This window comes from Kitasatospora phosalacinea (assembly GCF_030268885.1).
Classification (GTDB): Bacteria; Actinomycetota; Actinomycetes; order Streptomycetales; family Streptomycetaceae; genus Kitasatospora; species Kitasatospora phosalacinea_C.
Window position 1 is genome coordinate 186,096 of record NZ_BSSA01000009.1, and the last position, 25,768, is coordinate 211,863.

Consider the following 25,768-nt stretch of genomic DNA (forward strand, 5'->3'; position numbering starts at 1 on the left):
AGGGTCGGGGTGTGACGAGGACGTGGTGGCGGCGGGCGTTCCCAGGGCCCTGGCGGGTCTGGACGGTCGTCCGGGAGGTGCTGGGCGGGCTGCTGGTGTGCGGGCTCGCGGCGCTGCTGCAGGCGGCGGACAGCGGGGGGTGGCCGTCGGGGCTGGTGGTGGGGGCCACCGCGGTGCTGTACGCGCTGCGGCGGGGACTGCCCGGGCCGGTGCTGGTGGTGTCGGCGGCGGGCCTGGGCGGGCCCGTCGGGTTCCTGCCGGTGCTGGTCACCGCCGGGTACTCGGCCGGACGGCGGCTGGGCAGGCCCTGGCGGGCCCCGGCCGTGCTGGCGCTCGGCTTCCTGGCCCTCTTCGCCGTCGGCCTGCTGCAGAACCGGCGCGACCACTTCCCGCTGCCCGTGCTGCTCGGCCTGTGCGTCGCCGGGTACCTGCTGGTCGGCGTGCTGCCCGCCGTCCTCGGGCGCTACCGGGCCCAGCGCGTCGCCCTGCTCGACAGCCTGCGCGAACGCAACGGGCAGCTGCTGCGCGAACGCGTGATGATCGCCCGGCAGGCCCGGCTGCGCGAACGCCACCGGATCGCCCAGGACATGCACGACAGCCTCGGCCACCAACTCGCCCTGATCGCCGTGCACACCGGCGCCCTGGAGGTCGACCGCACCCTCGGCGAGCAGCAGCGCGAGGCCGTCGCCGTGCTGCGCCAGGCCGCCACCGGTGCGATGCGCGAACTGCGCGAGGTGGTCGGCCTGTTGCGCGAGGACACCGCGACCGCGCCCGGCGGCGCCGACGCCATCGACCGCCTCGCCGAGACCTCCCGCGCGGCCGGCGCCCGGATCGAACTGCGCCACCAGGGCACCGCCCGCCCGCTGGCCGCCGCCACCGGCCACGCCGCGTACCGGATCGCCCAGGAGGGCCTGACCAACGCGCACAAGCACGCCCCGGGCGCGGCGATCACGCTGACCGTGCGCTACGAGCCGGACGCGCTGGTGGTGGAGGTGGCCAACGGCCCCGGCGGGGACGGCGCCGCCGCGGTCTCCGGCGGGCAGGGCCTGACCGGACTGCGCGAACGGGCCCGGCTGCTGGGCGGGATGGTGCACAGCGGGCCGCTGCCGGACGGCGGCTTCCGGCTCGCCGGGATGCTGCCCTACACCTCCGAGGGCGCCCGGGCCGCCGTCCCCGACGACGAGGAACTCGCCCTGCTGGCGGGCACGTCGGTCGAACCGGAGAAGCGCCGCCGCAGCCCCGCGGTGGGCTGCGCGCTCGGCGCGCTGGGGGTGCTCGGGGTGGTGGCCGCGGTCGCCGCGGTCGGCGCCATCGTGTTCGTCAGCTCGATGCGCGACGCCACCGTCCCGATGAAGCTCTACGACTCGATCCAGGTCGGCCAGAGCGAGGAGTCCGTCAACGAACGGCTGCCGGTCGGCAGCGACTTCCTGACCGGCGACTTCCGCAAGTCCGGCCCGCCGGTGCCCGAGGGCGCGCACTGCCGCTGGTTCGCCAGCGACCGCGGGAGCGGGACGGAAGGCGGCCAGGACGTGCTGCGGTTCTGCTTCAAGGACGGCCTGCTGGTGGAGAAGCAGCACTACCGTGGCAAGGTGTAGCCGTGCGGGCAGGGTCGGTGAAGGGGGCGGGGTCGGTGCGGGGAGCGGGAGGCGTGCGGTGATCCGGGTGCTGGTGGCCGACGACGAGCCGCTGATCCGGGCCGGGATCCGGATGATCCTCACCTCCGCCGAGGACATCGAGGTGGTCGGCGAGGCCTCCGACGGGGCGCAGGCGCTCCGGCTGGCCGCCGAACTCGCCGTCGACGTCCTGCTGCTGGACATCCGGATGCCCGTCCTGGACGGGCTCAGTGCGCTCGCCGAACTGCCCCGCACCGCGCCCGGCACCCGCGCCATCGTGCTCACCACCTTCGGCGAACGCGAGAACGTGCTCCGGGCGATCACCTCCGGCGGCGCCGGGTTCCTGCTCAAGGACACCGCCCCCGGGGAACTGATCCAGGCCGTCCGGGCCGCCGCCACCGGCCACGCCTTCCTCTCCCCGGCCGCCACCCGGCACATCGTCGACAGCCTCGCCGAGGGCCCGGCGGCCGCGCGCGGCGAACGGGCCAGGCGGCGGCTGGCCGTGCTCACCGCGCGCGAACGCGCCGTGGTCGAGCTGCTCGGCGAAGGGCTCTCCAACGCCGACACCGGCGCCCGGCTGCACATGAGCGAGGCCACGGTGAAGACCTACGTCAGCCGGATCCTCGCCAAACTGGACTGCGAGAACCGGGTGCAGGCCGCCCTGCTGGCCCGCGACGCCGAGCTCTGACGGTACGTCAACTCCAGGCGGGCGGCAGCGGGATGCCGAGCTGTGCGGCCCGTTCCGTGTACGCCCTGCGGATCTGCCGCAGTGCCTCCGGCCGGAACGGGTCCTGGGCCGGGATGGCCGCCGCGACGGTCAACGCCTCCTCCATCAGCGCGAGTTGGAGGTCCGGCCGGAGCAGCACCGGGTGGTGGACGGTCAGTTCGATCGCCGCCAGCGCCAGCCGCGGCAGGTGCACCGCCGGGTTGTCCGCGGCCAGCAGGCGGTGCGCGCGGTACGCCTGCCACGGGGTCGGCGGTTCGCTGCCCGCCAGCAACACCCGTGCCCGCAAGGCCAGTTCCTGATCCACGTGTGAGGACACACGACTCCCATCGAGCTCGTCCAAAGGGGGGAATGCGGACGAGTCTGCGGCCCACGGGGTGCCCCGGACAAGGGCGGACGGATGTGCGCTCGGTCCTACCGGAAGCGGGCGTGAGCAGGCAGAATGGGGGTCGATACGCTGCCGGGAGCGGTTCAGGCGGTGGGGACGGTGGGGACGGTGGGGACTGCGGGGGTTTCGGCCGCTGCCGGTGCTGTTGCTGCGGCGGCCAGGCGGTCGCCGATCGCGTCGATCTCCGCCGCCAGTTGGGCGCGCAGCGCGGGCAGCAGGGCCAGGGCCGCGCGGGCGGCCTCCGGGTCGGGGTGCTGGTCCTGGTGGGCGGCGGTGACGGCCGTGCGCAGCGGCAGCACGGCCAGTGCGGTCTCCCAGGCGGTGCGGTGCACGCCGGTGGCGTAGCGGGCCGTCAGGTACTCCAGTGGGGAGAGCGCGAGCTCGTCCCGGTCGGCCGGGCCGGCCAGGCGGTGCTCGGGCAGCAGCCAGGCCACCCCGTCCCGGGCGACCAGGTCGAAGGCCCGGGACAGGTCCGGGGCCGCCGGGCCGCGCGCCGACTCGATGGTCGAGGCCGCCAACAGCCGCTCCAGCATGGCCGCTTCGCGCGGACCGGACGGCCGGTCCGGGTGCTCCTGCCCCGCCAGCAACTGCTCCAGGTGGTAGCGCTGGCCCCAACTGCCCACCGAGCGGTGCATCGCGCCCGCCCGGGTCTCCCGGATCGCCGCCAGCGCCAGCGCCCGGGTGGTCAGGTCCCGGCGCACCGCGAACGCCGCGGCCGCCCCGTCCGGGAACAGCCGTCCCAGCGCGGACCGCACCGCGTCCACCGTCGGGCCGTCGTACCAGCGCAGTGTCCAGCGCGGTTCGGCCGGAGGGGACGAGGGGTCGAGCGACGGCTCGTGCCGGGCGTCGTGCCGGGGCTCGTACTGCGGCTCGAACGGGACGCGGAACTGCACCGACAGGCGGTCGGCGATCCGCCGGGCCTGCGGGCCGCGCAGCACCTGCTCCGGCGTCTGCGCGACCGGCAGGGGCCGCGGTTGCGGGGACGGAGCGGACGCGGGCGCGGGCGAGGCGGCGCGCTCCGGAGTGCGTTCGGGGGTGCCCATGGCGGGAGACTAGCCACGTCCGGGCCCGGCGGCGGGCGACGCGCGGACGGGCTCAACCGTTCGCCGCAACCCGCGGTAGGTGACCGGCGGGCGGCGGCGGGCGTTCGGGCGGATCGCGGTGGGGCGGGCGACCGGCGGGGCAGTGGTGCGGGGTTTCAGACGGGGGCGGCGGCCGGGAAGGGCTCGTGGCGCGGGGACGGGACGGCGTGGGGGAGGGGCAACGGGGGCACGGGGGTGGTGAATTCGATGGCGGTCAGGCGGGCGGCCGCCTCGCGCGGGAGGAGGACGGCGGAGGCCAGACCCGGCGGCAGCGGACCGTCGGCGGTGGCCAGGGCGCGCAGGGCGGCCCAGGCGCGGCGGTGGCGGGCGAAGGCGTACCGGGAGACCCTGCGGCCGCGGCGGCGCTGGCCGTCGGCGGCCTGGGCCGGGCTGGCGTCCAGCAGGAGCAGGTGCAGGCGGCGGCCCTGCCGGGCGGTGGCGCGGGCCAGGGCACGGCGCACCCACGGCAGGGTGCCGCAGTCGTGCACGACCAGCGGGCCGCCGGCCCGGACCGCCGCGCGCAGCCGCAGGTAGTGGGCGATCCGGACCAGCGGCCGGTACAGCGCGTACGGGACGCCGGGCAGGGTGCGGGCGAAGGCGGCCCGGGTGTGCTGGGAGTCGATCACCCGCACCCGGGCGCAGCGCCGCATCAGGGTGCTCTTGCCGCTGCCGGGCAGGCCGGAGACCACCAGCACGTCGTCCGCCGGGTAGGCCAGCCGGGCCGGGGCGGGACGGTCGGTCAGGTCGTGCCGGGCGTGCGGGCGCAGCAGCGGGTGCACACGGTCCTCCTCAAAGAGCGTGCCAAGGGGGCGTCATAAGAACGTCATGCCCGGGGCGTACGGTTCCAGACCTGCGGCAACGCACCTGTGACGCGGCTGTATCCGTTCCCGGACACCCTGGGTGAAATGCGGCGGATGATCCATGGCAGGGTGGGCGGATGCGATTCGCCCCGGGGGAGTCCGGCGGGGGCGATGGGGAACAGTGGGAAAGTGGGGTGGGGGCACATGGGGCACATGAGGTTCTGCTTCCTGGTGGAGGAGCACTACCGCAACGACGGGATGCCGCTGGCCGTGGTCGAGCACCTGCGGGCGGTCGGCCACCGGGTGGACGTGCTGCGGCCCGGCGCGGACCTGCTCGACCTCGCCAAGCTGGTGCGCAGCGGCAAGCACGACGCCTGGGTGCTGAAGACCGTCTCCGGCGGTCCGGGCCTGGGCCTGCTGGAGTCCGCCGCCGCGGCCGGTCTGACCACCGTCAACGACGCCCGGGCGATCCGCCCGGTCCGGGACAAGGCGCAGGCCGCCGTGGTCGCCGCCCTGCACGGCCTGCCGATGCCGCGGACGTGGGCCGCCGCCGACCCGGCCGCGTTCGCCGCGATCGGCGCCCGCCGCTACCCGCTGGTCGTCAAGCCCGCCGACGGCTCCTCCGGGCGCGCCGTCCACCTGGTCGAACGGCCCGAGCAGCTCGCCGGGTTGACCGCGCCCGCGGACGGCGGACTGCTGATCGCCCAGCCCTACGTCCGCAACGACGGCTGCGACCTGAAGGTGTACTGCGCGGGCGGCGAGTTCTTCGCCACCCGGCGCACCTCGCCGCTGCACCCGCACCTCCCCGCGGTGGAACGCCCCGTCCCGCTGCCGCGCGAGGTCGCCGCGCTGGCCGCGCAGGTCGGCGAGGTGTTCGGCCTCGACCTGTACGGGCTGGACGTGCTGCTCGGCCCCGACGGCCCCGTGGTCGTCGACGTCAACGACTTCCCGAGCTTCCGCCAGGTCCCGCGCGCCGTCGAGCGGGTGGCCGACGCGGTGGTCCGGCTGGCGCGCACCGGCTCCTCCTGGCCCACCCCCGGTGCGCGCCACCTGCTCACCGACACCGCCGTGCCCGACGCCGCCGTCCCGGGCGCGGCCGTCCCCGACGCCCGGGCCGCCCGGTGAGCGCCCCGCGCTCGCAGCGGCCGGTGCGGATCGCCCTGATCGCCCGCGAACCCGACCACCCGCTGCTCGCCGGAGCGCGCCGACTCCTGGAGCGGGAAGGACATCTGACGGTCGGTCAGGACGAGGCGGCCGACGTGGTGCTGCTCAAGGCGCGCAGCGAGCGGGCGCTGCACCGCGCCGCGCAGTACGAGCGGGCGGGCACTCCGGTGCTCAACTCCTCCGGCGCCACCGGCCGTTGCCAGGACCGCGACTGGATGGAGCGCACCGCCCGGGCCGCCGCCCTGCCGTTCGCGCCGACCCTCGGCCGCGGCATCCTCGGTCAACTCCCTTGGGACGGGCCGGTGGTGGTCAAGAGCCTGCACAGCCGCAAGGAGGACCTGGTCGCCCGCGCCGACACCCCCGCGCAGTGGCACGCGCTCGCCGGGCAGTGGCCCGGCGAACCCGTGCTCACCCAGCGGCCGGTGGACGGCGACGGCTGGGACCGCAAGGTGTGGGTGGTCGGCGGGCAGGTCTTCGCCGAGCAGCGCCGCTCCGAACTCGCCCCGGGCGCCCCCGAACGCCGCCCCTGGACGCCCGACGAGCGGGAGCGCGCGATCGCCCTCGCCGCCGGGCCCGCCTTCGGCCTCCAGGTGTACGGCGTCGACCTGCTGCCCGGCCCCGACGGCCCCGTGGTCGTCGACGTCAACGCCTTCCCGGGCGTCCGGCACCAGCCGGGCGCCCCCGAGGCGCTCGCCGCGCTCGTGCTGCGCACCGCCCGGCGCTGAGGCGCCCGCCGCCGTTGCGCAGCCGTTGCGCTTCCGTTGCGACGCGCCCCGTCCGTGGTGACCTGCCGATTCGTCGGGCGGCCGGGGCGGGCGCATTCCCACCCCGTGGGTCCGCCCCGGTCCGGGCGTCTGCGAGAATCGGCGGCGGAGCCACGGACGAGGAGGAGCGCGGTGCGCGAGGAGGAACCGCGGTCGCGGATCCCGCAGCTGAGGCTGGACGAGCTGCTGGCCGAGCTGCAGGCCCGGATCGACGTGGCCCGGGGCACCCGCGACCGGGTGCACAGCCTGCTGGAGGCCGTCCTGTCGGTCGGCCGCGAGCTGGAGCTGACCCAGGTGCTGCGCCGGATCGTGGAGGCCGCGGCCGTCCTCGCCGACGCCAAGTACGCGGCGCTCGGCATCATCGGCCCCGACGGCGACACCCTCTCGCAGTTCATCACCGTCGGACTGGCCGAGGAGGAGATCGCCCGGATCGGCCCGTACCCCACCGGCAAGGGCCTGCTCGGCGAACTCATCCGGCACCCGCACCCGCTGCGCCTGGAGGACCTCAAGCAGCACCCGGCGTCCACCGGCTGCCCCGCCCACCACCCCGAGATGCGGACCTTCCTGGGCCTGCCGGTGCGGGTGCGCGACGAGGTGTTCGGCAACATCTACCTGACCGACAAGCGCGGCGCCGCCGGGTTCGACGACGACGACGAATCGGTGATCGCCACCCTCGCGGTCGCCGCGGGCGTGGCCATCGACAACGCCCGCCTGTACGAGGAGGCGCAGCGCCGCCAGCACTGGCTGACCGCCACCGCCGAGATCAACCGCCGCCTGCTGTCCGGCAGTTCGCGCACCCAGGTGGTGGAGCTGATCGCCCAGCGGGCCTGCGACATCTCCGGCGCGCAGCTGGCCGAGGTGCTCACCACGCTGCCGGACGGCACCGGGCTGCGGGTCGAACTGGCCCTCGGCGGGGACGTCAACGGACGGGTCGGGGTGGACGTGCCGCTGGACGGCACGATCTCCGGCGCGGCCTGCGCGACCGGCTACCCGGTGACCTCGCCCGACCTGACGGGCGACCCGCGCTACCCCGCCTGCGTGCCCCGTTTCGCGGGCACCGGACCGGCCGTCGCGGTGCCGCTGGGGCGGGCCGAGGGCCACACCGAGGGGGTGCTGCTGCTGGTGCGCGGCAGCGGCGAGGCCGAGTTCACCGAACGCGAGATCGACCCGCTGCTGGGCTTCGCCGACCAGGCCGCGCTCGCCCTGGAACTGGCCGAACGGCGGCGCGACGCCGAGCAGTTGGCCGTTTTGGAGGACCGCGACCGGATCGCCCGCGACCTGCACGACCTGGCCATCCAGCGGCTGTTCGCGACCGGCATGACGCTGCAGAGCGCCTCCCGGTTCATCGACCACCCCGGGGCCTCCGACCGGGTGCTGCGGGCCGTCGGCGACCTGGACGAGACCATCAAGATCATCCGATCGACGATCTTCGGCCTGCGGGTCCGCGAGGCGGGCGCCGGGCAGGGGCTGCGGGCCCGCGCCGTGCACGTGGTCGAGGAGGCCCAGGCCGTCCTCGGCTTCGCCCCGCGCCTGAGCATGGAGGGCCTGCTCGACACCGACGTGCCGCCCGCGGTCGCCGACCACCTGGTCGCCGTCCTCGGCGAGGCGCTCAGCAACGCGGCCCGCCACGCCCGGGCCGGCCGGGTCGAGGTCACCCTGCAGGCCGCCGGCGGGCAGGTCGCCCTCACCGTCCAGGACGACGGCGTCGGCATCCCCGCCCAGGGCCGCCGCAGCGGCCTGCGCAACCTGGAGGAGCGCGCCCGCACCCTCGGCGGCACCCTCACCGTCACCGCCCCGCCCGCGGGCGGCACCCTGCTCAACTGGACGGCACCGCTGGGCCACTGAGACGCCGGCGGGCCGCTCCGCTATGCTTCGCGTCCGAACTTGATATTCGTGCAGGAGGGGGCATGGTGGCGCGACACGTGGCGCGGTGGATCGTCCAGTGGGTGACCCTCGCGGGAGTGGCGGCGGTCGTGCTCTTCGGAATGGCCCTGGTGGTCGGGATGCCCCTGCTCCTGTTCGTCTCCCACCTGGACACCGTTCCGGGTCCCTGACTCGCCGTCAACCCAGGGCGGCCGCCTTGCGGAGCAGGACGGCGCGTTCGCGGGCGTTGCGGCACAGGCGGGCGGCGAGTTCGAGCTCGGTGCGGGCCTCGGTGGTGCGGCCCAGCCGGGTGAGGAGTTCGCCGCGGACGCCCGGCAGCAGGTGGGAGCCGGGCAGGCGGTCGGCGGCGAGCAGCTCGTCGACGATGGCCAGCGCCTCGGCCGGGCCGCTCGCCATCGCGACCGCGACCGCCCGGTTGAGCTCGACCACCGGGGACGGCGCGACCCGGCCGAGCGCCTCGTACAGCAGCACGATGCGCTCCCAGTCGGTCTCCGCCGTCGAGGGCGCCACCGCGTGGCAGGCCGCGATCGCCGCCTGCAGGCCGTACGGGCCCAGGCCGCGCCCCGCCGAGGTGGCCCGGCCCAGGGCGGCCAGGCCGCGCCGGATCGCCGAGCGGTCCCAGCGGGTGCGGTCCTGGTCCTCCAGCAGCACCGCCTCCCCGTCCGGCCCGGTACGGGCCGGGAAGCGGGCCGCGGTGAGCTCGAACAGGGCCAGCAGGCCGTGCGGTTCGGGCTCGGCGGGCAGCAGGGCGGTCAGCGTCCGGGCCAGCCGCAGCGCCTCGTGGGCGAGGTCGGGGCGCAGCAGGTCCTCGCCCGTCGTCGCCGTGGAACCCTCCGTGAACACCACGTACAGCACGCTCAGCACCGCGCCGAGCCGGGCCCGGCGCTCCTCGGCGGGCGGCAGTTCGAACGGGACGCGGGCCGCGGCGACGGTCTTCTTCGCCCGGGTGATCCGGGCCTGCACGGTCGGCACCGGCACCAGGAACGCGCGGGCGATCTCCTCGCTGGACAGGCCGCTCACCACGCGCAGCGTCAGCGCCACCCGGGCCTCGGGCGAGAGCACCGGGTGGCAGGCGGTGAACACCAGCGCCAGCACGTCGTCGTCGATCCGGTCCGGGTCCCACGGCAGCTCGTCCGGCCGGGCCGACCCGGGCGCGGCGCCCGCGTCGGCCTCGCCCTCGGCGAGCTGGTTCGCCAGCAGCGCGTAGCGCTCGTCCAGCGCCGCGCGGCGGCGGAAGGCGTCGATCGCCCGCCGTCGCGCGGTGGTCAGCAGCCAGCCCACCGGGTTCGCGGGCGGGCCCCCGCGCGACCAGGCGACCAGGGCCTCCGCGAGGGCCTCCTGAGCGACGTCCTCGGCCAGCGCGAAGTCGCCGGTGTACCGGGCCAGCGCCCCGACGATCCGCGCGGACTCGATCCGCCAGACCGCCGCGACGGCCCGCCGGGCCGGTTCGGTGACCGCCGCGCCGGTGCCGGGGCCGAGCCCGCCGGTGCTGCCGCCGGTACCGGTGCCGGTCCCCGGGTCCGTGCCCGCCGGGCCGTCGTCGTCGGTCGTGGGCATCAGAGCTGGCCGGTCCGCTCGCGCCACGCCCGCTCCTTGACGATCCACTCGTTGTCCTGCGGGAACTCGTCGATGCCGGGCACCCGCCGCACCTCGCACTTCGCACCCGGCAGCGCCGGCAGGCGCTTGGCCCACTCCACGGCCTCCTCCTTCGAGGCCACGTCGATCAGGTAGAACCCGCCGAACAGTTCCTTCGTCTCGCCGTACGGGCCGTCGGTGACCACCGGCGCCTCGCCGCCGAACTCGACCACCGCGCCCTGGGACGGGTCGTCCAGCCCCTCGGCGGCGATCAGCACGCCCGCCCGGATCAGCTCCTCGTTGAACCGGCCCACGGTTTCGAGCATCTCCTCGAAGGGCGTCTCGAACATCTTCGCCAGCGTCTCGTCCGTCGCCCGCATGACCAGCATGTACTTCGCCATCGTCCTGCTCCTCACTTCGGGGGGTCTGTGGCGACCCTCTCTGACCCAAGGTCGAACGGGTCCACCCCGGATCGACACGGAGACCGAAAAACCGCCGTTCTTTTTTGTACAGGGGTGACGCGGGGTGCCCCGGCTAGTGCTTCGTGACCCGCGGGGCGCCCGGGCGGCCGGTGACGGGGTCGAGGACGAAGACGGCGGTCTCCTCGTCCGAGGTCACCGTGATCCGGTCCGGGCCGGTCCACTCGGCGCTCCGGTAGTAGCCGTGCCCGGTGCCCTCCCCCCAGGTGCCGAGCTCCCAGTGGCGGGCGGACCAGCCGGTGCCGGTCACCACCTCCACCTGGTAGAGCGGGTCGATGGAGAAGGCGACGTCGGTCACGGTCAGCGCCAGCCCCGGGCGGTCGGGGTGGGCCTTCCGGTCCACCGGCCGGCCGTCGCCGTCGAGGAGCAGGCCCAGGACGACGTACGGCGCCGAGACGACGATCAGCCCCACCAGGGCGACGGCGCAGCCGATCTGCGAGAACCTGGTGCGGAACTCCAGCTCGACCACCAGCGAGACCACGACCAGCACCACCGCGGTGCCCAGCAGCGGCACCGGGTGGGCGAACCACCGCTCCGCCTCCACCAGCCCGCCCGAGCGGGCACCGAACGCACCCGCCAGGAGGGCCAGGGCGGCGAGCAGCGCCAACCCCCTGAGCGTCCAGGCGATCTGACGGCGGCGGCGCAGTGCCATCCGGTCCCCTCCCGTGATTCCCGTGATCGTTCCGGCGGACTGTACTACGGGCCCGTCCGACCGCAGGGGCCGGGGCTCAGGGGCGCTCGGCCTCCTCCCGGTGCAGGTCGAGGGCGGTCAGCAGGTGGAACGCGGCGTCCGCCCAGCGGGACGGGGACGGGGCGGCGGCCAGGGCGTCCAGCAGGGCGGCCGCGGTGCGCAGGCCGGTGCGGCGCAGGTGTGCGGAGGCCGGGGCGAGGCGGTGGGGCAGCGCGGTGTCCAGGCCGGTGCGGGCGAGTTCGGCGAGCGCGGTGCGGGCTGCGGTCAGCGCCTCCGTCAGCGGGTCGGCGGCGACCGGCGGCAGCGCGTCGAACGGGTGCGGTTCGCCCTCCGCGGCCAGGTCCGGGTGCACCAGCCCCGCGTCGGTGCGCACCGCCAGCGGGTCCAGCAGCGGACGGCCCGCGGCCTGCCGCAGCAGCCCGCTGACGTGCGAGACCGTGCCGGACTCCAGGGCCGCCGCCAGCGCGTCGATCCGGCCCGGGCAGAGCACGTCGTGCTCGGCCGACACCAGCACCGCCGTCCCCGCGGCGTCCCGCACCGTCGCCTCCAGCCGCTGCCGGGCCGGATCGTAGCCCAGCGGACCGACCTCCGCCACGGCCAGCACGTGCGCGTTCTCCGCCTCGATCCGCGGCCGCACCAGCCGCGGCGGACGCCCGCCCAGCGCCCGCAGCCGGGCCGCCGCGTCCGACAGCAGCAGCGGTGCGGGCAGCGACGCCCAGGCGTCACCGAGCGGCGTCACGCTGGTGGACGCGATCCGGCCGCGCTCCACCGTGACGGCCCGCCCCGCACTGCGCGAGATCGACTCGCTGACCAGGTTCGACCCCGCCAGCGCCCGCACCGAGTGCCCCAGCAGCCGTCGGCCCGCCAGCTCGGCGCCCGTGCCCGCCTGGCCCTCCACCACCGTCCAGCGCTTGCGCAGCACCAGGGCGATCCCGGCGTCCGGCTGCGCCAGGTACAGCTCCGTGCAGCGCTCCGGGCCGCTCCCGCCGGCGACCCGGCAGCCCAGCGCCACCAGCCGGGTGCGGCGCAACTGCGTGACGGCGCTCTCGCCGCTGCCCAGCGCCAGCGTCCGGTCCGCCGCCCGGTGCCGGGCCAGCAGCTCCGCCAGCAACTCGGCGACCAGGTCCGGGTCGTAGCGGGTGTCCCGGGCCTCGTACGCGGCCAGCTGCGCCCGCAGCTCGGCCGCCGCGGCGGCCGGCCAGTGCGCCGAGGCGGACGCCAACGCGGCCTCGGCGCGTGCCAGTCGGGCCTGCAGGACCGGGCCGGTGCGGGCCGTCCCGGTGCGCAGCAGTTCCTCCGCGAGCGCCGCCACCGCCGCCAGCGGGTCCCCGCCCGCGGCCGTCGTCCGCCGGGACGGCCGGCCCCCGCCCACCGTGCGGGCCGCCCCCGACGGGGTGCCCTCCTCGTCCGCCGCCCGGAACGCCCAGGCCGCGAGCGTCACCAGCTCGCCGTGCCGGGCCGAAGTCGCCCCGCTCAGCGCGAAGTTCAGGCTGTGCGGGACGGGGAAGCGGACGGTGCAGCTCGGCAGCTCCACCGAGGGCGCCGGGTGCTCGGCGTCCATCCGCTGCACCGTCGCCCGCACCCCCCGCTCCCACGCCCGCCGGGCCGCCGCCAGGGCCGGTCGGCCGAACGCCGCCAGCAGCGCCGCGTCGTCGAACTCGGCCGGGGACCAAGGGAGTTGCGCTGCCTCGGGAGACGCTTCCGGTGGGACCGCGGTGGCCTCGGTGGCCTCGGTGGGCGCGGTGGTTTCGGCGGTCTTGGCAGGTGTGGTGGGTCCGGCGGCCCGGGCCTGGGCCTGGTAGGCGAGGACCAGGCCCACCAGGTGGCGGCACACGCCCGGTGCCGGGCAGCTGCACCGGCCCGCGTCCAGCGGCACCCCGGCGGGCAGCGCCGTCCGGCTGCCGTCCGGGAACGCGGCCGACACCTCGCCGTCCGCGCCCAGCGCCACCGACGGGCCCGCGCCCGCCTCCAGTTCGCGCGCCGCCCGCTTCACCAGGCCGCGGTTGGCCAGCGCGGCCAGCGTGTCGGCGTCCAGCGCCAGCAGGTCCGCCCGGGGCGCGCTCACCGGCCCACCTTCTCCGCGACGAACGCGGCCAGCGCGCCCGGCGTCATCGCACCCACGTGCGCGCCCAACCCGACCAGCCGGGCCGCCAGTTCGCGGTCGTACACCGGATCGGCCTCCTCGTCCAACGCCGCCAGCCCGAGCACCGTGGTGCCCTGCTCCACCAACTTCCGCACCCCGCGCAGCAGTCGACCGGTGTCGCCGCCCTCGTAGAAGTCCGACACCAGCACCACGATGCTGCGCCGCGGGTTCTCCAGCAGCCCGGCCCCGTAGTCCACCGCCCGGGCGATGTCGGTGCCGCCGCCCAACTGCACCCGCATCAGCAGCTCCACCGGGTCCGTCACGTCCTCCGTCAGGTCCACCACCGAGGTGTCGAACGCCACCAGGTGGGTGCGCAGCCCCGGCAGGTTCCACAGGCAGGCCGCCGTCACCGCCGAGTGGATCACCGACCCGGCCATCGAGCCCGACTGGTCGACCAGCAGCACCAGTTGCCACTGCTCCAGGGTGCGCCGCGTCCGGGTGTGGAAGTACGGCCGCTCGATCAGCAGCCGCCGCTGCTCCGGCTGGTAGTGCGCCAGGTTCGCCCGCACGGTGGAACGGAAGTCGAAGTCCCGGGCCAGCGGGATGCGGCTGCGGCCCGGCGCCCGGGCGCCCGTGAACGCCCGGCGCACCTCGGGGCGCAGCCGCTCCAGCAGCTCGCGCACCACCGCCTCGACCAACCTGCGGGCCAGGGAGAGGAGTTCCGGGTTCATCAGGTGCTTGGTGCGCAGTACGGCGCGCAGCAGCGCCGGGCTCGGCTCCACCCGGGAGAGCACCTCCGGGTCGGTGACGATCTCGTCGATCCCGTACCGCTCCACCGCGTCCCGCTCCAGCCGCTCCACGGTCTCCTTCGGGAACAGCCGGTGCACGTCCTCCAGCCAGTCCACGGGCGTCACCCGGGACGCCTCGCTGCCGCCGCTGCGCGAACCGCCGGTGCCGGGTCCGCTCCGGCGGACCCCGCGGCGGCCCGCCTCCGGGTCGCGCCCGTACAGCCACTCCAGGGCGGCGTCCTGCGCGGCCGCGAGCTCGCCGAGGCCGCCGGTGCAGCGTTCGGCGGCGGCGCCGAGGATCAGCCGCCAGCGCTCCAGGCCCTCGTCGGGGAGGGGAGCGGAGGGTGGAGCGGGGGACGGGGCGGGGACGGGGGTGCTCCCGGTGGGTTCGGGGAGGTCGGCGGGTTCGGGATCGGTCGGGGTGCCGGTCGGGGTGCCGGTCGGGGTGTCGGTCGGGGCCGGGGAGAGGCCGTAGCGGGACAGCAGGTCGGTGACGGCGAGTTCGAGGCCGGCGGCGCGGGCGAGCAGCGCCGGGTCGGCGCTGGTGCGCAGCAGGCCGCGGGCCGAACCGGTACGGCCGCGGAGGGCCAGCAGACGTTGGGCGATCCGCTCGCGTTCGCGCGGCGGGAAGTAGCCGAAGGCCTGGCGCAGCGCGGGCAGGCCGGAGAGGAACTCGGCGGTCGGCAGCCCGGTGACGATCGCGTCCAGCGCGTCGAACAGCGAGGCGTCCCCGACCGTGTCCAGGGCGGGCCCGGTCAACTGCTCGCGCGCCAGCACGAACAGCCCCGACAGCCAGTCGCCCAGGCGCTCCGGCTCGCCGGCCAGCGCCCGGGCCTGCCCGGCGACCGCCTCGGCGGGGAACGCGGCCGCCGCGGTTCCCTCCGAGGCCGCCGCGGTTCCGTCCGCGGACAGCGACCAGCGCAGCCCGAGGGCCGCGCCGCGCAGGTCCGGGGGAGCGGCCGGGTCGGCGGCGACGCGGGCGGCGGTGGCCAGCGCGGCGGAGCGCGGGAGGGTGAGGACGGGCGCGGCGTGGCGGAGGGCGTCGCGGGCCGCGGTGGCGGCGCGCAGGCGGCCGTGGTCGACGCCGGTGCCGCCGTGCAGGCCCTCGGACAGCCACAGCACCCGCTGCAGGGCGGCGTCGACCAGCCCGGCCAGCCGCGGGTCGGCGCCGACGCCGTAGATCCGGTCGTGCCGCCACAGGTCCAGGGTGGCGGCCAGCACGTCGCCCACCGCACCGAGTTCGGGCACCCGGCCGATGCGGTCGGTCAGCGTCTCCAGGAGCTCCCCGGTCAGCGCGCCGACCCCGCACAGCACGGCGTCGAACAGCAGCCCGGCCAGGGCCGTCGGGTCCGCGTCCGCGGCCCGGGCCCGTTCGGCCAGCGCCACGGCCGCCGCGTCGGACAGCTGCGCCCCGTACGCCCCGGCCTCGATCAGCGCGGCGTCGCGCCGGTGCGCCCAGCCCTGCGCGGACGGCGCCCAGTGCTCGGTGAACACCGGGTCGCCGCCGCCGGTCGGTCCGCTCTCCCGGGCGTGTCCCGGCACGCCCAGCACCCGCAGCCGGTGCAGGAAGCGGCTGCGCCGCAGGCCCTCGGGGGTGGTCAGGTCGGCCGTCGCCGCCCTGCCCGGCTCGACGCCGCAGACGGCCTGCTCGGCCGCCACGTCGTGGACCAGCGGCGGCGCGGGGGTGTCCGGGTGCAGCCGGCCGCGGCGCTCGCCGGTGCCCGCCGCGACCAGGGCCCGCACCAGCGGGTCGGTGCCGGAGGTCGGCCGCCCGCGGAGCTGCCAGGGCAGCGGCTGGTCCAGCGCCTCGCCGACCAGCCCCGAGACCAGGCCGTCCAGCACGTCGGCCCGCGAGCGCGTCCGGTGCCCGCGCATCGCCGCCAGGCCCTCGGCGAGGGTGCGCGCCGCGATCAGGTCGGCCGTCGACACCCGCACCTTCGCCGCCCGCAGCCGCCGCACCACCTCCGCGACCAGGCCGTCCGCCGCGCCCTGCGGGCCGCGCTCCCACAGCAGTTGGTAGTAGCCGGGGGAGGGCATGCCGGACTGGTAGCCGCCGAACGCGTCCAACTGCCGGAAGGAGTACGGCACCAGGTGGCTCCCGCCGACCGCGCCCTCCGGGGGCCGCGGCACCTCGGGCCACTCGGGTCCGGCCGCCCCCGAGGCGGCCAGGGCGCGCAGCGCGGGCGTGTGGAAGCCGCCGGTGACCACCAGCACCGGCCCGTCGCCGCGGGCCAGCGCGGCCCGCACCCAGCGCGCCATGTACGCCTCGCGGGCCGCGTCGCCCTCGTCCGCGGCCGCGTCGCCGCGGACCAACGCGAAGTAGGCGTCCAGCCGTTCGGCCAGCCCGTCCGGCTCCGGGAGCTCGAACAGGCCGTCCCACAGGGTGTCCGGGGAGTCCGTCCCGAAGGCCCGGCACAGCCGCTCGGTGGCCTCCGCGTACCGGGCCTCCGCGTCCGCGAACCGGTTCGCCAGCGGGCGCACCCGGTCGGTGAACGCCGGGTGCCAGGCCGGGAGGTCGACGAAGCGCACCTGCGCGCCCGCCGCCCGGCCCTCGGTCAGCGCCACCCACTCCGGCGAGTACGCGCACAGCGGCGCCCAGGACGTCGCCGTCCGCTCCTCGTCCCGGTAGTGGCTGAACACCGCGACCGGCAGCTCGTGGCCCAGCAGCAGCTCGTCCAGCCGCGGGTTGAGGTCCGCCGGGCCCTCGATCAGCACGTGCGCGGGCCGCAACTCCCGTACGGTGCGCGCCACCAGGGACGCGCAGGCGGGCGAGTGGTGCCGCACGCCCAGGAACACCGCCTCCGGGCGCCGGGTGCCGCCTGCCATCAGTCGGCCAGCAGGTGGCGGGCGTCGTACAGTTCGCGCCAGCGGCCGCCCTTGCGGCGCTCCGCCTGCTGCTCCAGGAAGCGCCGCAGCCGGGCCAGGTCGTCCGGGCTGTCCTTGGCCGCCGTACCGGCCAGGCAGGTCACCAGGTCGGCGGCGCTGCCCGGCTCCTGGCGCAGGAACCAGCCGCGCACCCCCACCGCGTGCGCCACCGACACCGCCTCGGCGGTGCTCAGCACCGCCGAGGAGCCCTTCCCGCCGGTCGCGTCCGGCGAGCGCAGCTCGCGGAACGTCGCCACCAGCACCTCCAGCAGGTCCCGGTCCGGGGCGGGCTCGACGCCGGAACGGCGCAGCAGCGCCGCCGACTCGGCCTCCACCAGGGCGACCTCGGTGTCGAAGTCGGCGATCGGGAACACCGTCTCGAAGTTGAAGCGGCGCTTCAGCGCGGCGCTCATCTCGTTGACGCCGCGGTCGCGGGTGTTCGCGGTGGCGATCACGTTGAACCCGGCGCTCGCGAACACCATGCCGTCCGGGCCCTCCAACTCCGGCACCGCCAGGACCCGTTCGGACAGCAGCGAGAGCAAGCAGTCCTGCACTTCCAGCGGGCAGCGGGTGATCTCCTCGAACCGGACGACCTTCCCCTGCGCCATGCCCTTCAGCATCGGCGCGGGCACCAGCGAACGCGTCGACGGGCCCTCCGACACCAGCAGCGCGTAGTTCCAGCCGTACTTGATCTGGTCCTCGGTGGTCGCCGCCCCGCCCTGCACCGTCAGCGTGGACGTCCCGCTCACCGCCGCCGCGATCAGCTCCGACAGCAGCGACTTCGCCGTCCCCGGCTCGCCCACCAGCATCAGCCCGCGGTCGGTCGCCAGCGTCACCAGCGCCCGCTCCACCAGCGCCGCGTTCCCGACGAACTTCCGGCTGATCCCGGCCCGCTCGTCCCCCACCACGAAACTGCGCGCCGCCCGCAGGCTCAACTCCCAACCCGGCGGCCGCGGATCGCCGTCCCGCTCGCGCAGCACCGCCAACTCCTCCGCGAAGCGCACCTCGGCGGGCGGCCGCTGCAGGTCGGAACGGTCGGCGGTCGGAACGGGCATCGCACAATCCTCGGGGCAGATGGGGAAACCGGTGCAGCAGCAAGTACGGGAACGATCCTCTCAAGCTCCCGCGGACCACCCGCCCCCGGGCTCCCACCCGCGGACCGGCCGCCACTGCGCACAGACCGTATCCGCCCCCACCGACAGCACCACCGACGGGCAGGATGGTCACCGTGAACCCGCATCCCGTCCCCCCGGTCACCGTCTCCTGGCAGCGGATCGACACCTGGCTGTCCCGGCACGCCCCCGCCTGCACCGCCCTGCTCCGCCCACCCGCCGACCCGGCCGACCTGGCCGCCGCGGAGCGGGTGCTCGGTCGGCCGCTGCCCCCCGAACTGCGCGAGTCGCTGGGCTGCCACGACGGCGCCACCGGGTGGACGACCCTGCTGCCCGAGCAGTCCCCGCTCGGCGCGGCCGGGATCGCCGAGCACTGGCGCACGTGCACGGACGTCGCAGCCGACAACGACGGCCTCGCCATCCGTCCCTGGGACGACGAGCCCTGGTGGCACCCGCAGTGGCTGCCCTGGGCCGAGACCGCCGACGGCCACGCCCACGTCATCGACCTGCGCCCCGGCCCGGCCCGCGGGCGGCTCGGCTGGGCCGGGCACTCCGGCGGCGGCGACTTCACCGACAGCTGGCCCGGCCTGGCCGCCTACCTGCACGCCGTCGCCGACGCGCTCCTGCTCGGCGGCGGCGTCCGCGGCACGTACCCCTACCTGACGGCTGACGGCCGCCTGTGGTGGGACCTCGGCGCGGACTGCCACGAGTTGGACGGCGGGCCGCTCACCCCCGCGCCGGTGGGGGCGGAGTGACGTCCCGCGGCGGGCGGCGGCGTGTCATGGGTCTGCAACAGTGGGCGGACCGGGTGCGGTGGGGCGCCTAGGTTGGGCGGATGAGCGAACTGTCGATCGACGAGGTCGCCGCTGCCGGGGCGGCCTGGGTGTGGATGCCGGACGACGCGGAGGTGTTCCGGGACGGGACGTGCACGGTGCTGCGGCTGCCCGAGCACTACTCCTTCGACCTCTCGGTGGTGTCCTTCACGCCCGCCGGGCCGCTGCCCGGGGCGGTGGACGCCGTGCTGGCGCTGGCCCGGACGCTCGGGCCGCCGGTGCTCGACTGGCAGGTGCTGATCGGGGACCCGGCCGGGCTGGGGGAGGAGCTGGCGGCCCGCGGCGGGCGGGTCAAGCTCGACCTGGAGATCCTGGCCGCGGACCTGTCCGGGGGCGCGCCGCAGCTGCAACCGCCCTCCGTGGACGTGGAGTTGCGCTGGGCGACGGACCCCGCGGCCGCCCTCGACGCGGTGGCCGCGGAGGCCGCCGGGTTCGGCGGCCCGCTGCCGCCCGCGGGGCGCGCCGAGCGGGTGGCGGAGCGGGGCGCGCGGGACGTCCCGGCGGGCGGGGGCGGGACGGTGGTCGCCTACGTGGACGGCGCACCGGCCGGGGCGGGCGCCGTCGCGCTGGTGGACGGCGTGGCCCGGCTCGCCGGCGGCGCGGTCGTCCCGTCCCGGCGGGGCCGCGGGGTGTACCGGGCGCTGCTGGCGGCCCGGCTCTCCTACGCGGTGGCGCACGGCGCGCGGATGGCCCTGGTCAAGGGCAACCCGGCGACGTCCGGGCCGGTCCTGCAGAAGGCCGGGTTCGCCGTCCACGGCCGGGAGCCGGTCTACGCCGTCCCGCTGTCCTGACCGGCCTCCATGCCGTCGACCCACTCCGGGAAGTTGTGGCTGACGGCCTTGGTCAGCGGAGTGAGCTTCTGCACCAGGGTGTTGAAGTCCCCGCTGTGGCCGTCGGACCACTGGCCCATGGAGACCATCAGGCTGTGGCCGAGGCCGGTGACGCTCTGCACCAGGCCGCTGTCGGCCGGGAGTTCGCGCAGGCCCGAGCCGGGCGGCGGGAGCTGGACGGCGACCTGGTAGTCGTCGGTCCGGGAGCCCAGCGACAGCCCCAGCTCCATGGCCTCGCGCTGGTCCTTCATGGTGAACAGCACCAGGTTGTACTGGTTGCCGTCGGCGTCCTTGTACAGCGCCAGGTCGACGCCGAGGCAGCCCTTGCCCTGGGTGATCAGCCCGGCGAGCGTCGGCGCCACCGTGTCGGCGCCGGTGCAGACCGGCTTCGTGGTCTTCGCCACCAGGGTGTACCCCTGCACCTGCTCGGGGAAGACCGACAGCGGGGCCGCCGAGGTCGGTTCGTCGGACGGCACCGACCCGGCCAGGGCGGAGGCGGCGGTCGAAGCGGAGGCCGCGGCCGCAGGAGGAGCGGGAGCGGACGGGGAGGCGGAGCGGGAGGCCGGGGCGGACGGCGCGGGTGCCGCGGTCGGTTCCGAGCGGGTGGGGCGGAGCGCGTACGCCCCCGCCCCCGCGGCCACCAGCAGGGCGACGGCCAGCGGGACCAGCACCCGGCCGCGCGAGCGGCGGCCCTGCGGCGGGCTCGGCTGCTGTTGCTGCTGTTGTTGTTGCGCGCGTTCGGCGGCACTGGCTTCGTGCTGCGCGTTGTTCTTCTCGAATTCCCTGACGAACTCGTCCCACAGTTCGTCACCGGATCCACCCTTGTTCACAGCACCCGAACAGTAGTGATCTCCAGCGCGCTTGGGAAGAGCCGTATACGTTCTTGCTGTCAAGGGTGCGGACGAGCGGAACGAGGGGCGCGTGCTGATCGCGATGGCGGGCCTGCCGGGGGCGGGCAAGAGCACGGTCGCCGGGGCGCTGGGGCGGCGGTTGGCCGCGCCGGTGGTGTCGGTGGACCCGATCGAGGCGGCGATGCACCGGGCGGGGGTGGCGCCCGGGCAGCCCACCGGGCTGGCCGCGTACCTGGTCGCCGAGGCGGTCGCGGACGGGGCGCTGGCGCTCGGGCAGAGCGTGCTGGTGGACGCCGTCAACGCGGTGGAGGCCGCCCGCGGCCAGTGGCGGGCGCTGGCGGCCCGGCACGGGGTGCCGGTGGTGTTCCTGGAGGTGGTGTGCTCGGACCGGGCGGTGCACCGCGAACGGCTGGCGGGCCGTCGGCGGGGCATCGAGGGCTTCCCCGAGCCGAGCTGGGCGGCGGTCGAGCGGCTCCGGGCGGAGTTCGAACCCTGGCCCGGGGAGGGGCCGGAGGGCTCCCGCCGCCCGGAGCGACTGGTGCTGGACAGCCTGGACGAGGTGGAGCTGAACGTGTCGACGGCGCTGGGCTTCCTGGGCGCCGTCTCCTGAACGACCGGGCCGCGGGTGGGCGTTCAGGAGACGGGCGGACAGGCGGCGCGGATCAGGCGGGGCCGGTCAACTCCTCGAGGTCGGCGAGGAGTTCGGAGGCGGTGACGGTGTCCAGTTCGGCGAAGGGGCGGCGGTGCCCGGCGCGGTCGGCGTACCGGCCGGGGCGGGTGCCGAGCCAGACCTCCTGCAGGGTCTGCTCGGGCTGGGGGTCGGTCGAGGCGTAGGGCACGCCGGGGTCGAGGACGACGCTCAGGCGGCGGCCGTCCGGCAGCTTCTTGTAGGCGATCCGCCGGAGATCGTGGTTGTCCGCGTACTCGGTCGACCAGTCGCTGCCGCGCCGGAGGAGCGCACGCACCGCCTCGGCCGGGGCGGTGCGCCCCTCGAAGCGCGGCAGGCGGTCACCGGCGGCCTCCTCGGCGGTCAGGGACCGCACCGGGCGGCCGAGTTGGGGGAAGGGCTGGATGACCAGGTAGTCGGTGAACAGCTCCGTCCAGAGCGGCAGGTCCGCGCCCAGCACGGCCGGGTGGGCGAGCCGGACGGTCGCGTCCGCGGGGAGCCGGAACGGCTTGTCGTCCCGGTCGGCGAAGGTGCGGTCCTCGGCGATCCGGAAGGGCACCCGGTCGGCGGTCCACAGCAGCCGTCGGCCCAGGTGGGCCAGCAGCGGGTGGGCGAGGAACAGCGCCCCGAACTCGTCCGCGCTCCAGGCCCGTCGGTCGAGCATGGCGCGCTCCAGCCGGAGCACCTGGTCGGCGCCGACGGTGCGCAGCTCCTTCTTCAGCGCGGCGTACCGCTTGCGGGCGGCCGGGGCCAGCTCCGGGTCGTCCCCGGCGGCGGGCGCGGGCGGGGCGGCGCGGCGCCTGCCCGCGGCGTCCAGCACGTACGGCTGCAGGTCCGCGCCGAGGGCGACGGTGAACGCGCGCGGGCCGTAGTCGAGTCGCGCCGTCCCGTCGGCGTCCAGGCCGAGGTCGGGCACCAGGCGGTCGGCGAGCTGCTCGGGCGTCAGGCCCAGCCCCAGGGCGACCTCGGTGACCTTCTCCCGGGCCCGGGTGCGGATGCCCGCGAAGCGCACCCGCTGGGAGATGCCGTGCAACTGGGCCAGCGCGGCGTCCGTGCCGATCGCCGCCAGCACGTCCAGGCCCTCGGTGGCCCGCTGGCTGCTCTTGTACCCGGGCCACCGGCGCACCACCACGGCCAGCCGCCGGGCCGTCCCGTCGTCGCCGAACTCGCCGAGCTGGGACAGCGCCCAGCTCTCCTTGGCGGGCATCCCGGCCAGCCGCCACTCCTCGAACACCGCCCAGCAGAACGCCGCCCACGCCCCCGGCGCGCACTCCTCGGCGACCAGCGCCAGCCCCGGGTACGGGGCGCCGGGCTTCGACAGCGCCAGCATGGTCAGCACCCGCTGCACCGCCTCCTGCGGCAGCACCGCCCCCGAGCGCAGCGGCAGCGGCGGCAGCAGCTCCGCGGCCAGCCACTGCGGCGGCTGCGGGAGCCGGGCGGGCAGCGCGTCCACCAGCGGGTCGACGGACAGCACCGCGGCGACGACCTCGGCGGCCGCCGCCCCGTACCGCTCCGCGACGGCCGCCGTCAGGCCCTCGGGCCCGGCCTGCGCCGCGACCAGCCGCAGTGCCTGCCCGGCCGCCGTCCGGGCCGGGCCCGTCGGTCCGACCGCGTCCGGGACGAGCAGCAGCGCGCCCGCGACGCCGTGCCGGGCGAACCACGCACGGGCGGTGCGGCGGACGGACTTGCGGGTGACCAGGCCCTCCGCCATCAGCCGGGCCGCCGCCACCTCCCGCACCGGCAGCAGCAGCGGCGCCATCTGCGCGGGCCGGGCCCGGACGGTGCGCAGCGCCAGCGGGACGGCCGCCGGGCCGTACTTGGCGACGATCGGACGCAGCGACTCCAGCCCGTAGTACAGCTCCTCCGGCTCCCAGCGCAGCAGGTGCGGGGTCAACACCTCCACCGGGGCCTGCCACAGCACCTGGCAGGTCGCCCAGGTGCCGCGGGCCTCGACGAACGCCCGCGGGCCGAACGCGGCCCAGTCGGTGTCCTCCGGGTGGACCCGCCACTCGTGCGAGGCGAGGGCGGGCGCCATCCACGACTCGCGCTCGCCCTCCTGCCAGTGCAGGGCGGAGGACTCGTCGACGGCCAGGCCGTCCACCACCCGCGGCCGCCCGGACCGGCGCGGCCGCTCCCACGGCGGGGACGCCAGCACGGCGGGCCACTCCCGCTCCGCGGCGGCCGGAGCGGCCGGGCCCGCGGCGGGCAGCGACCGCAGGAACGCGGCCGTCACCGGGTCGACCCGCTCCAGCAGCGCGTCCAACTCACCTGCGCAGGAGCGCAGTTGCCGGTCGAGCAGGTGCCGCGCCGTGGCCCCGCCGCCTTGCGCGTCCGCCGCCAGCAGGCGCAGCGCACGCACCGGGTAGCGCTCCACGGCCCGCCACAGCACCGGCGCCACCGACCGGTCGTCGGCCCGCTCCAGCAGCGCCCGGAACGCCTCGTCGGCGGGGAACTCCAGCAGCAGCTCGGCGAGTTGGCGTGCCGCGTCGCCGCTGTCCAGACGGCGCATCGAACCGGCGAGCAGCGGCGCCGCGTCCGCGCCGAGGCCGTCCGCGACGGTCGCGGCCGCCCCGTCCCACCAGCGGTACCAGCCCACCCGGGGCGCCAGCCGGTCGACCTGGGCCCGGCTGCCGAGCGCCGACAGCATCAGCGCCCACACCGACCGGCTCTGCCACTCCGGGAGTTCGTCGATCCAGGCGTCCACCCAGCCGGGTGCCTCCGGGAACAGGTACGCGGTGCCCGTCCGCCGCAGCGGCCCCGCGCCCCGCTCCCGCTCCGCCGCCGCCAGTGCCTCCCGGTAGGCGTCCTCCTCGGCGGCCGACAGCAGGTGCCGGGCCCGGCGCAGCGCCCTGGCCTGCTCGGCGCCGTAGCCGTGCGAACGGGGGTCGGCGGCGATCAGGGCCGGTGACGGGTAGCCGGGGCGGGAGCGCCAGAAGCCGACCTCCAGGGTTGCCACGGCGGCCCGGACGGCGAACGCCAGGCCGTACCGCGCCGTCCAGGCGTCCACCGGCGCCGCCCCGCCCGCGTCGTCCTCCGCGTACAGCGACGGCAGCATCGCGGCGACGCAGGCCGCGCCGCGCGCGTCCGGCTCGCCGTCCAGGTACGCCAGGGCGGCCCGCACCAGCTCCGGGGCGGAACCGTCGGCCGCGACCACCCGGTCGATCCACTCCCGGTGCGCGGAGACCAGCGCGTCCTCGGCGGCCACCGCCCCCGGGCCCGGCCACGCCACCTCCACCGCGACCCCGCCGCGCCGCGGCACCACCAGCTCGCGCCAGCCGGACGGCCACGCGAACGCGTCCTCCTCCGGCGCCCCGCCCCCGCCGCCCGCCCCCGCCTGCCGCACCGCGCCTCCCGCACCCCGTCGAACGATCACCGCCCCAGGGTAGCCAGCGGCCCCGACACGGCCGGAGTCGGTCGTGCCGGGGCCGCGGGGTCGGACCGCGGGGTCAGACCGCCGAGGTGTACGCCAGCAGGAACGGCGCCAGGACGGGTGCGCCGCCGGGGTTGAAGCACAGCGGGGCGAGCTTCACCGTGCCCGAGCTGCGCGTCCAGGGCAGCGCGAGCTGGCACCAGCCGGGGCCGCTGCCGTACGCGGTGACCTGCGCGTGGTCGGGCGGCACGGCCACGCCCGGCATCAGCACGGTGGACGGGACGCCCGCGCTCAGCGTGTTGGCGCCGCCCACCGAGTTGAAGTTCGTCCCGGCCGGGACCGCGCCGTTGTACCAGAGGTACCCGAAGGACTTCGGCGGGTACGCCGGCCCGTGCACCGCCCGCTTGACCGAGTAGCTGAGCGTCCAGGCCGTGTCGTACGGCGCGTTGGCCGCGTCGAAGCAGGCCACCAGGAAGGTCTGCCCGGTGCTCGACGGGTACCAGCCCGCGACCTTGCAGCGGGCGCCCTGCACCGCGTCGACCGCGGTGACCTGCACGTCGCCGACCTCGGTGGTGGAGCCCAGGCCGGGCAGCCAGGCCTTCCAGATGCCGGTCGAGCCGTGGCTGGACAGGTTCGCCCCGCCCGCCGAGTTGTACTGGGTGACCAGCGTGCCGGAGGGCAGCGAGTACAGGTAGCCGTGGTCGCCGCCGGGCGGGGCGGGCGTGCCGGAGCTGCTGGTGAACAGCACCGTGAACGGCGAGTTCGCCGGGGCCCCGGCCGGGCTGTAGCAGGCCACCTTGACGTCCAGGCCGGTGCCGACGGTGCCCCAGCCCACGACCTGGCACCACGTCCCGGTGCGGTTGACGGCGGTGACGTGCGCGATCCCGCCCGGACCGCCGATCAGCGGGAAGTGCACCACGTACGCGCCGGTGCCCGCCGGGTCGACCTTCACCGGGTTCGCCGCCGGGGACGCCCAACTGCCCCACTGGCGCGTGGTGTCGGGGACGTAGCCGGGCGGCGGCGCCGGGAGGTCCAGGTAGGCGAAGCCCCACCGGTCGGGCACCGCGGCGTGTGCCGGGGCGGCCGCCGGGACGGCCACCGCCAGCAGGGCGGCGAGCAGGGCCAGGACGAGCGGGACGAGGCGGGCCCGGACGCGCGGGGCGGTGCCGGGCGGTGGCGGGGTGGCGTGGACGGACATGGGTGTG

Annotated in this window: 21 protein-coding genes; 9 read left to right on the forward strand and 12 right to left on the reverse strand. The window is 76.7% G+C overall.

Features of this window, described 5'->3' with window-relative positions:
• The first annotated feature begins 11 nt into the window (after positions 1–11).
• Entirely contained in the window at positions 12–1,595 is a 1,584-nt protein-coding gene (locus QSK52_RS15940) for a sensor histidine kinase (RefSeq protein ID WP_285736712.1), read from the forward strand.
• 58 nt (positions 1,596–1,653) lie between these two features.
• A complete protein-coding gene (locus tag QSK52_RS15945) occupies positions 1,654–2,301 on the forward strand; it encodes a response regulator (protein WP_285736713.1) in 648 nt (215 codons plus the stop codon).
• A 7-nt stretch (positions 2,302–2,308) separates the two neighbouring features.
• Here the strand turns inward: QSK52_RS15945 and QSK52_RS15950 are convergent, their stop codons facing one another.
• From QSK52_RS15950 to QSK52_RS15960, 3 genes are all read right to left on the reverse strand, one after another.
• The gene (locus QSK52_RS15950) at positions 2,309–2,626 is read right to left on the reverse strand and encodes a hypothetical protein (RefSeq protein WP_285736714.1); all 318 of its coding nucleotides are present in this window, start codon (positions 2,624–2,626) and stop codon (positions 2,309–2,311) included.
• A gap of 182 nt (positions 2,627–2,808) precedes the next feature.
• The gene (locus tag QSK52_RS15955; protein WP_285736715.1) at positions 2,809–3,768 is read right to left on the reverse strand and encodes a hypothetical protein; all 960 of its coding nucleotides are present in this window, start codon (positions 3,766–3,768) and stop codon (positions 2,809–2,811) included.
• Positions 3,769–3,923: 155 nt separating this feature from the next.
• On the reverse strand, positions 3,924–4,586 hold the full coding sequence (locus QSK52_RS15960) for an AAA family ATPase (protein WP_285736716.1): 663 nt from the start codon (positions 4,584–4,586) through the stop codon (positions 3,924–3,926).
• 225 nt (positions 4,587–4,811) lie between these two features.
• Here QSK52_RS15960 and QSK52_RS15965 point away from each other — a divergent pair, with 225 nt between their 5' ends.
• From QSK52_RS15965 to QSK52_RS15980, 4 genes are all read left to right on the forward strand, one after another.
• Positions 4,812–5,732, forward strand: a complete 921-nt coding sequence (locus tag QSK52_RS15965) for an ATP-grasp domain-containing protein (protein ID WP_435053264.1) — start codon at positions 4,812–4,814, stop codon at positions 5,730–5,732.
• Positions 5,729–6,496 (forward strand): ATP-grasp domain-containing protein, encoded by a 768-nt coding sequence (locus QSK52_RS15970; protein WP_285736717.1) that lies wholly within the window; start codon positions 5,729–5,731, stop codon positions 6,494–6,496. The genes QSK52_RS15965 and QSK52_RS15970 overlap by 4 nt, the downstream gene beginning before the upstream one ends.
• Before the next feature lie 171 nt (positions 6,497–6,667).
• Positions 6,668–8,380: a sensor histidine kinase gene (locus tag QSK52_RS15975; protein ID WP_285736718.1), complete on the forward strand. Its 1,713-nt coding sequence runs from the start codon at positions 6,668–6,670 to the stop codon at positions 8,378–8,380.
• Positions 8,381–8,442: 62 nt separating this feature from the next.
• Positions 8,443–8,589, forward strand: coding sequence for a hypothetical protein (locus QSK52_RS15980; RefSeq protein ID WP_285736719.1), 147 nt, complete (start codon positions 8,443–8,445; stop codon positions 8,587–8,589).
• 7 nt (positions 8,590–8,596) lie between these two features.
• Here QSK52_RS15980 and QSK52_RS15985 read toward each other — a convergent pair whose 3' ends face one another.
• The 6 genes from QSK52_RS15985 to QSK52_RS16010 form a co-directional block, all read right to left on the reverse strand.
• Positions 8,597–9,976 (reverse strand): RNA polymerase sigma factor, encoded by a 1,380-nt coding sequence (locus QSK52_RS15985; protein ID WP_285736720.1) that lies wholly within the window; start codon positions 9,974–9,976, stop codon positions 8,597–8,599.
• Positions 9,976–10,395: a YciI family protein gene (locus QSK52_RS15990; protein ID WP_285736721.1), complete on the reverse strand. Its 420-nt coding sequence runs from the start codon at positions 10,393–10,395 to the stop codon at positions 9,976–9,978. Before QSK52_RS15990 ends, QSK52_RS15985 begins: the two co-directional genes overlap by 1 nt.
• 133 nt (positions 10,396–10,528) lie before the next feature.
• Positions 10,529–11,125, reverse strand: coding sequence for a hypothetical protein (locus QSK52_RS15995; protein WP_285736722.1), 597 nt, complete (start codon positions 11,123–11,125; stop codon positions 10,529–10,531).
• Positions 11,126–11,201: 76 nt separating this feature from the next.
• Positions 11,202–13,229, reverse strand: coding sequence for a hypothetical protein (locus QSK52_RS16000; RefSeq protein ID WP_285736723.1), 2,028 nt, complete (start codon positions 13,227–13,229; stop codon positions 11,202–11,204).
• The gene (locus QSK52_RS16005; protein ID WP_285736724.1) at positions 13,226–16,861 is read right to left on the reverse strand and encodes a DUF5682 family protein; all 3,636 of its coding nucleotides are present in this window, start codon (positions 16,859–16,861) and stop codon (positions 13,226–13,228) included. The genes QSK52_RS16000 and QSK52_RS16005 overlap by 4 nt, the downstream gene beginning before the upstream one ends.
• A complete protein-coding gene (locus QSK52_RS16010; protein WP_285736725.1) occupies positions 16,861–17,955 on the reverse strand; it encodes an AAA family ATPase in 1,095 nt (364 codons plus the stop codon). The genes QSK52_RS16005 and QSK52_RS16010 overlap by 1 nt, the downstream gene beginning before the upstream one ends.
• Before the next feature lie 173 nt (positions 17,956–18,128).
• On the opposite strand from QSK52_RS16010, the gene QSK52_RS16015 reads away from it, so the two are divergent.
• Entirely contained in the window at positions 18,129–18,767 is a 639-nt protein-coding gene (locus tag QSK52_RS16015) for an SMI1/KNR4 family protein (protein WP_285736726.1), read from the forward strand.
• 80 nt (positions 18,768–18,847) lie between these two features.
• Entirely contained in the window at positions 18,848–19,636 is a 789-nt protein-coding gene (locus QSK52_RS16020; RefSeq protein ID WP_285736727.1) for a GNAT family N-acetyltransferase, read from the forward strand.
• Here the strand turns inward: QSK52_RS16020 and QSK52_RS16025 are convergent.
• The gene (locus tag QSK52_RS16025; RefSeq protein ID WP_285736728.1) at positions 19,615–20,505 is read right to left on the reverse strand and encodes a hypothetical protein; all 891 of its coding nucleotides are present in this window, start codon (positions 20,503–20,505) and stop codon (positions 19,615–19,617) included. The genes QSK52_RS16020 and QSK52_RS16025 overlap by 22 nt on opposite strands.
• A gap of 91 nt (positions 20,506–20,596) precedes the next feature.
• Here QSK52_RS16025 and QSK52_RS16030 point away from each other — a divergent pair, with 91 nt between their 5' ends.
• Entirely contained in the window at positions 20,597–21,136 is a 540-nt protein-coding gene (locus QSK52_RS16030; protein ID WP_285736729.1) for an AAA family ATPase, read from the forward strand.
• A 52-nt stretch (positions 21,137–21,188) separates the two neighbouring features.
• Here the strand turns inward: QSK52_RS16030 and QSK52_RS16035 are convergent, their stop codons facing one another.
• Together QSK52_RS16035 and QSK52_RS16040 are read right to left on the reverse strand one after the other, a co-directional pair.
• On the reverse strand, positions 21,189–24,566 hold the full coding sequence (locus tag QSK52_RS16035) for a DUF4132 domain-containing protein (RefSeq protein WP_285736730.1): 3,378 nt from the start codon (positions 24,564–24,566) through the stop codon (positions 21,189–21,191).
• Positions 24,567–24,639: 73 nt separating this feature from the next.
• Positions 24,640–25,761 (reverse strand): hypothetical protein, encoded by a 1,122-nt coding sequence (locus tag QSK52_RS16040; RefSeq protein WP_285736731.1) that lies wholly within the window; start codon positions 25,759–25,761, stop codon positions 24,640–24,642.
• Between the last annotated feature and the right edge of the window lie 7 nt (positions 25,762–25,768).

Coding starts and splice junctions, on each gene's coding strand:
- QSK52_RS15995 (WP_285736722.1), bottom strand. CDS start 11,125: ATGGCACTGCGCCGCCGCCGTCAGATCGCCTGGACGCTCAGGGGGTTG.
- QSK52_RS16010 (WP_285736725.1), bottom strand. CDS start 17,955: ATGCCCGTTCCGACCGCCGACCGTTCCGACCTGCAGCGGCCGCCCGCC.
- QSK52_RS15965 (WP_435053264.1), top strand. CDS start 4,812: ATGGGGCACATGAGGTTCTGCTTCCTGGTGGAGGAGCACTACCGCAAC.
- QSK52_RS15980 (WP_285736719.1), top strand. CDS start 8,443: ATGGTGGCGCGACACGTGGCGCGGTGGATCGTCCAGTGGGTGACCCTC.
- QSK52_RS15985 (WP_285736720.1), bottom strand. CDS start 9,976: ATGCCCACGACCGACGACGACGGCCCGGCGGGCACGGACCCGGGGACC.
- QSK52_RS16040 (WP_285736731.1), bottom strand. CDS start 25,761: ATGTCCGTCCACGCCACCCCGCCACCGCCCGGCACCGCCCCGCGCGTC.
- QSK52_RS16005 (WP_285736724.1), bottom strand. CDS start 16,861: ATGGCAGGCGGCACCCGGCGCCCGGAGGCGGTGTTCCTGGGCGTGCGG.
- QSK52_RS15990 (WP_285736721.1), bottom strand. CDS start 10,395: ATGGCGAAGTACATGCTGGTCATGCGGGCGACGGACGAGACGCTGGCG.
- QSK52_RS16020 (WP_285736727.1), top strand. CDS start 18,848: ATGAGCGAACTGTCGATCGACGAGGTCGCCGCTGCCGGGGCGGCCTGG.
- QSK52_RS15955 (WP_285736715.1), bottom strand. CDS start 3,768: ATGGGCACCCCCGAACGCACTCCGGAGCGCGCCGCCTCGCCCGCGCCC.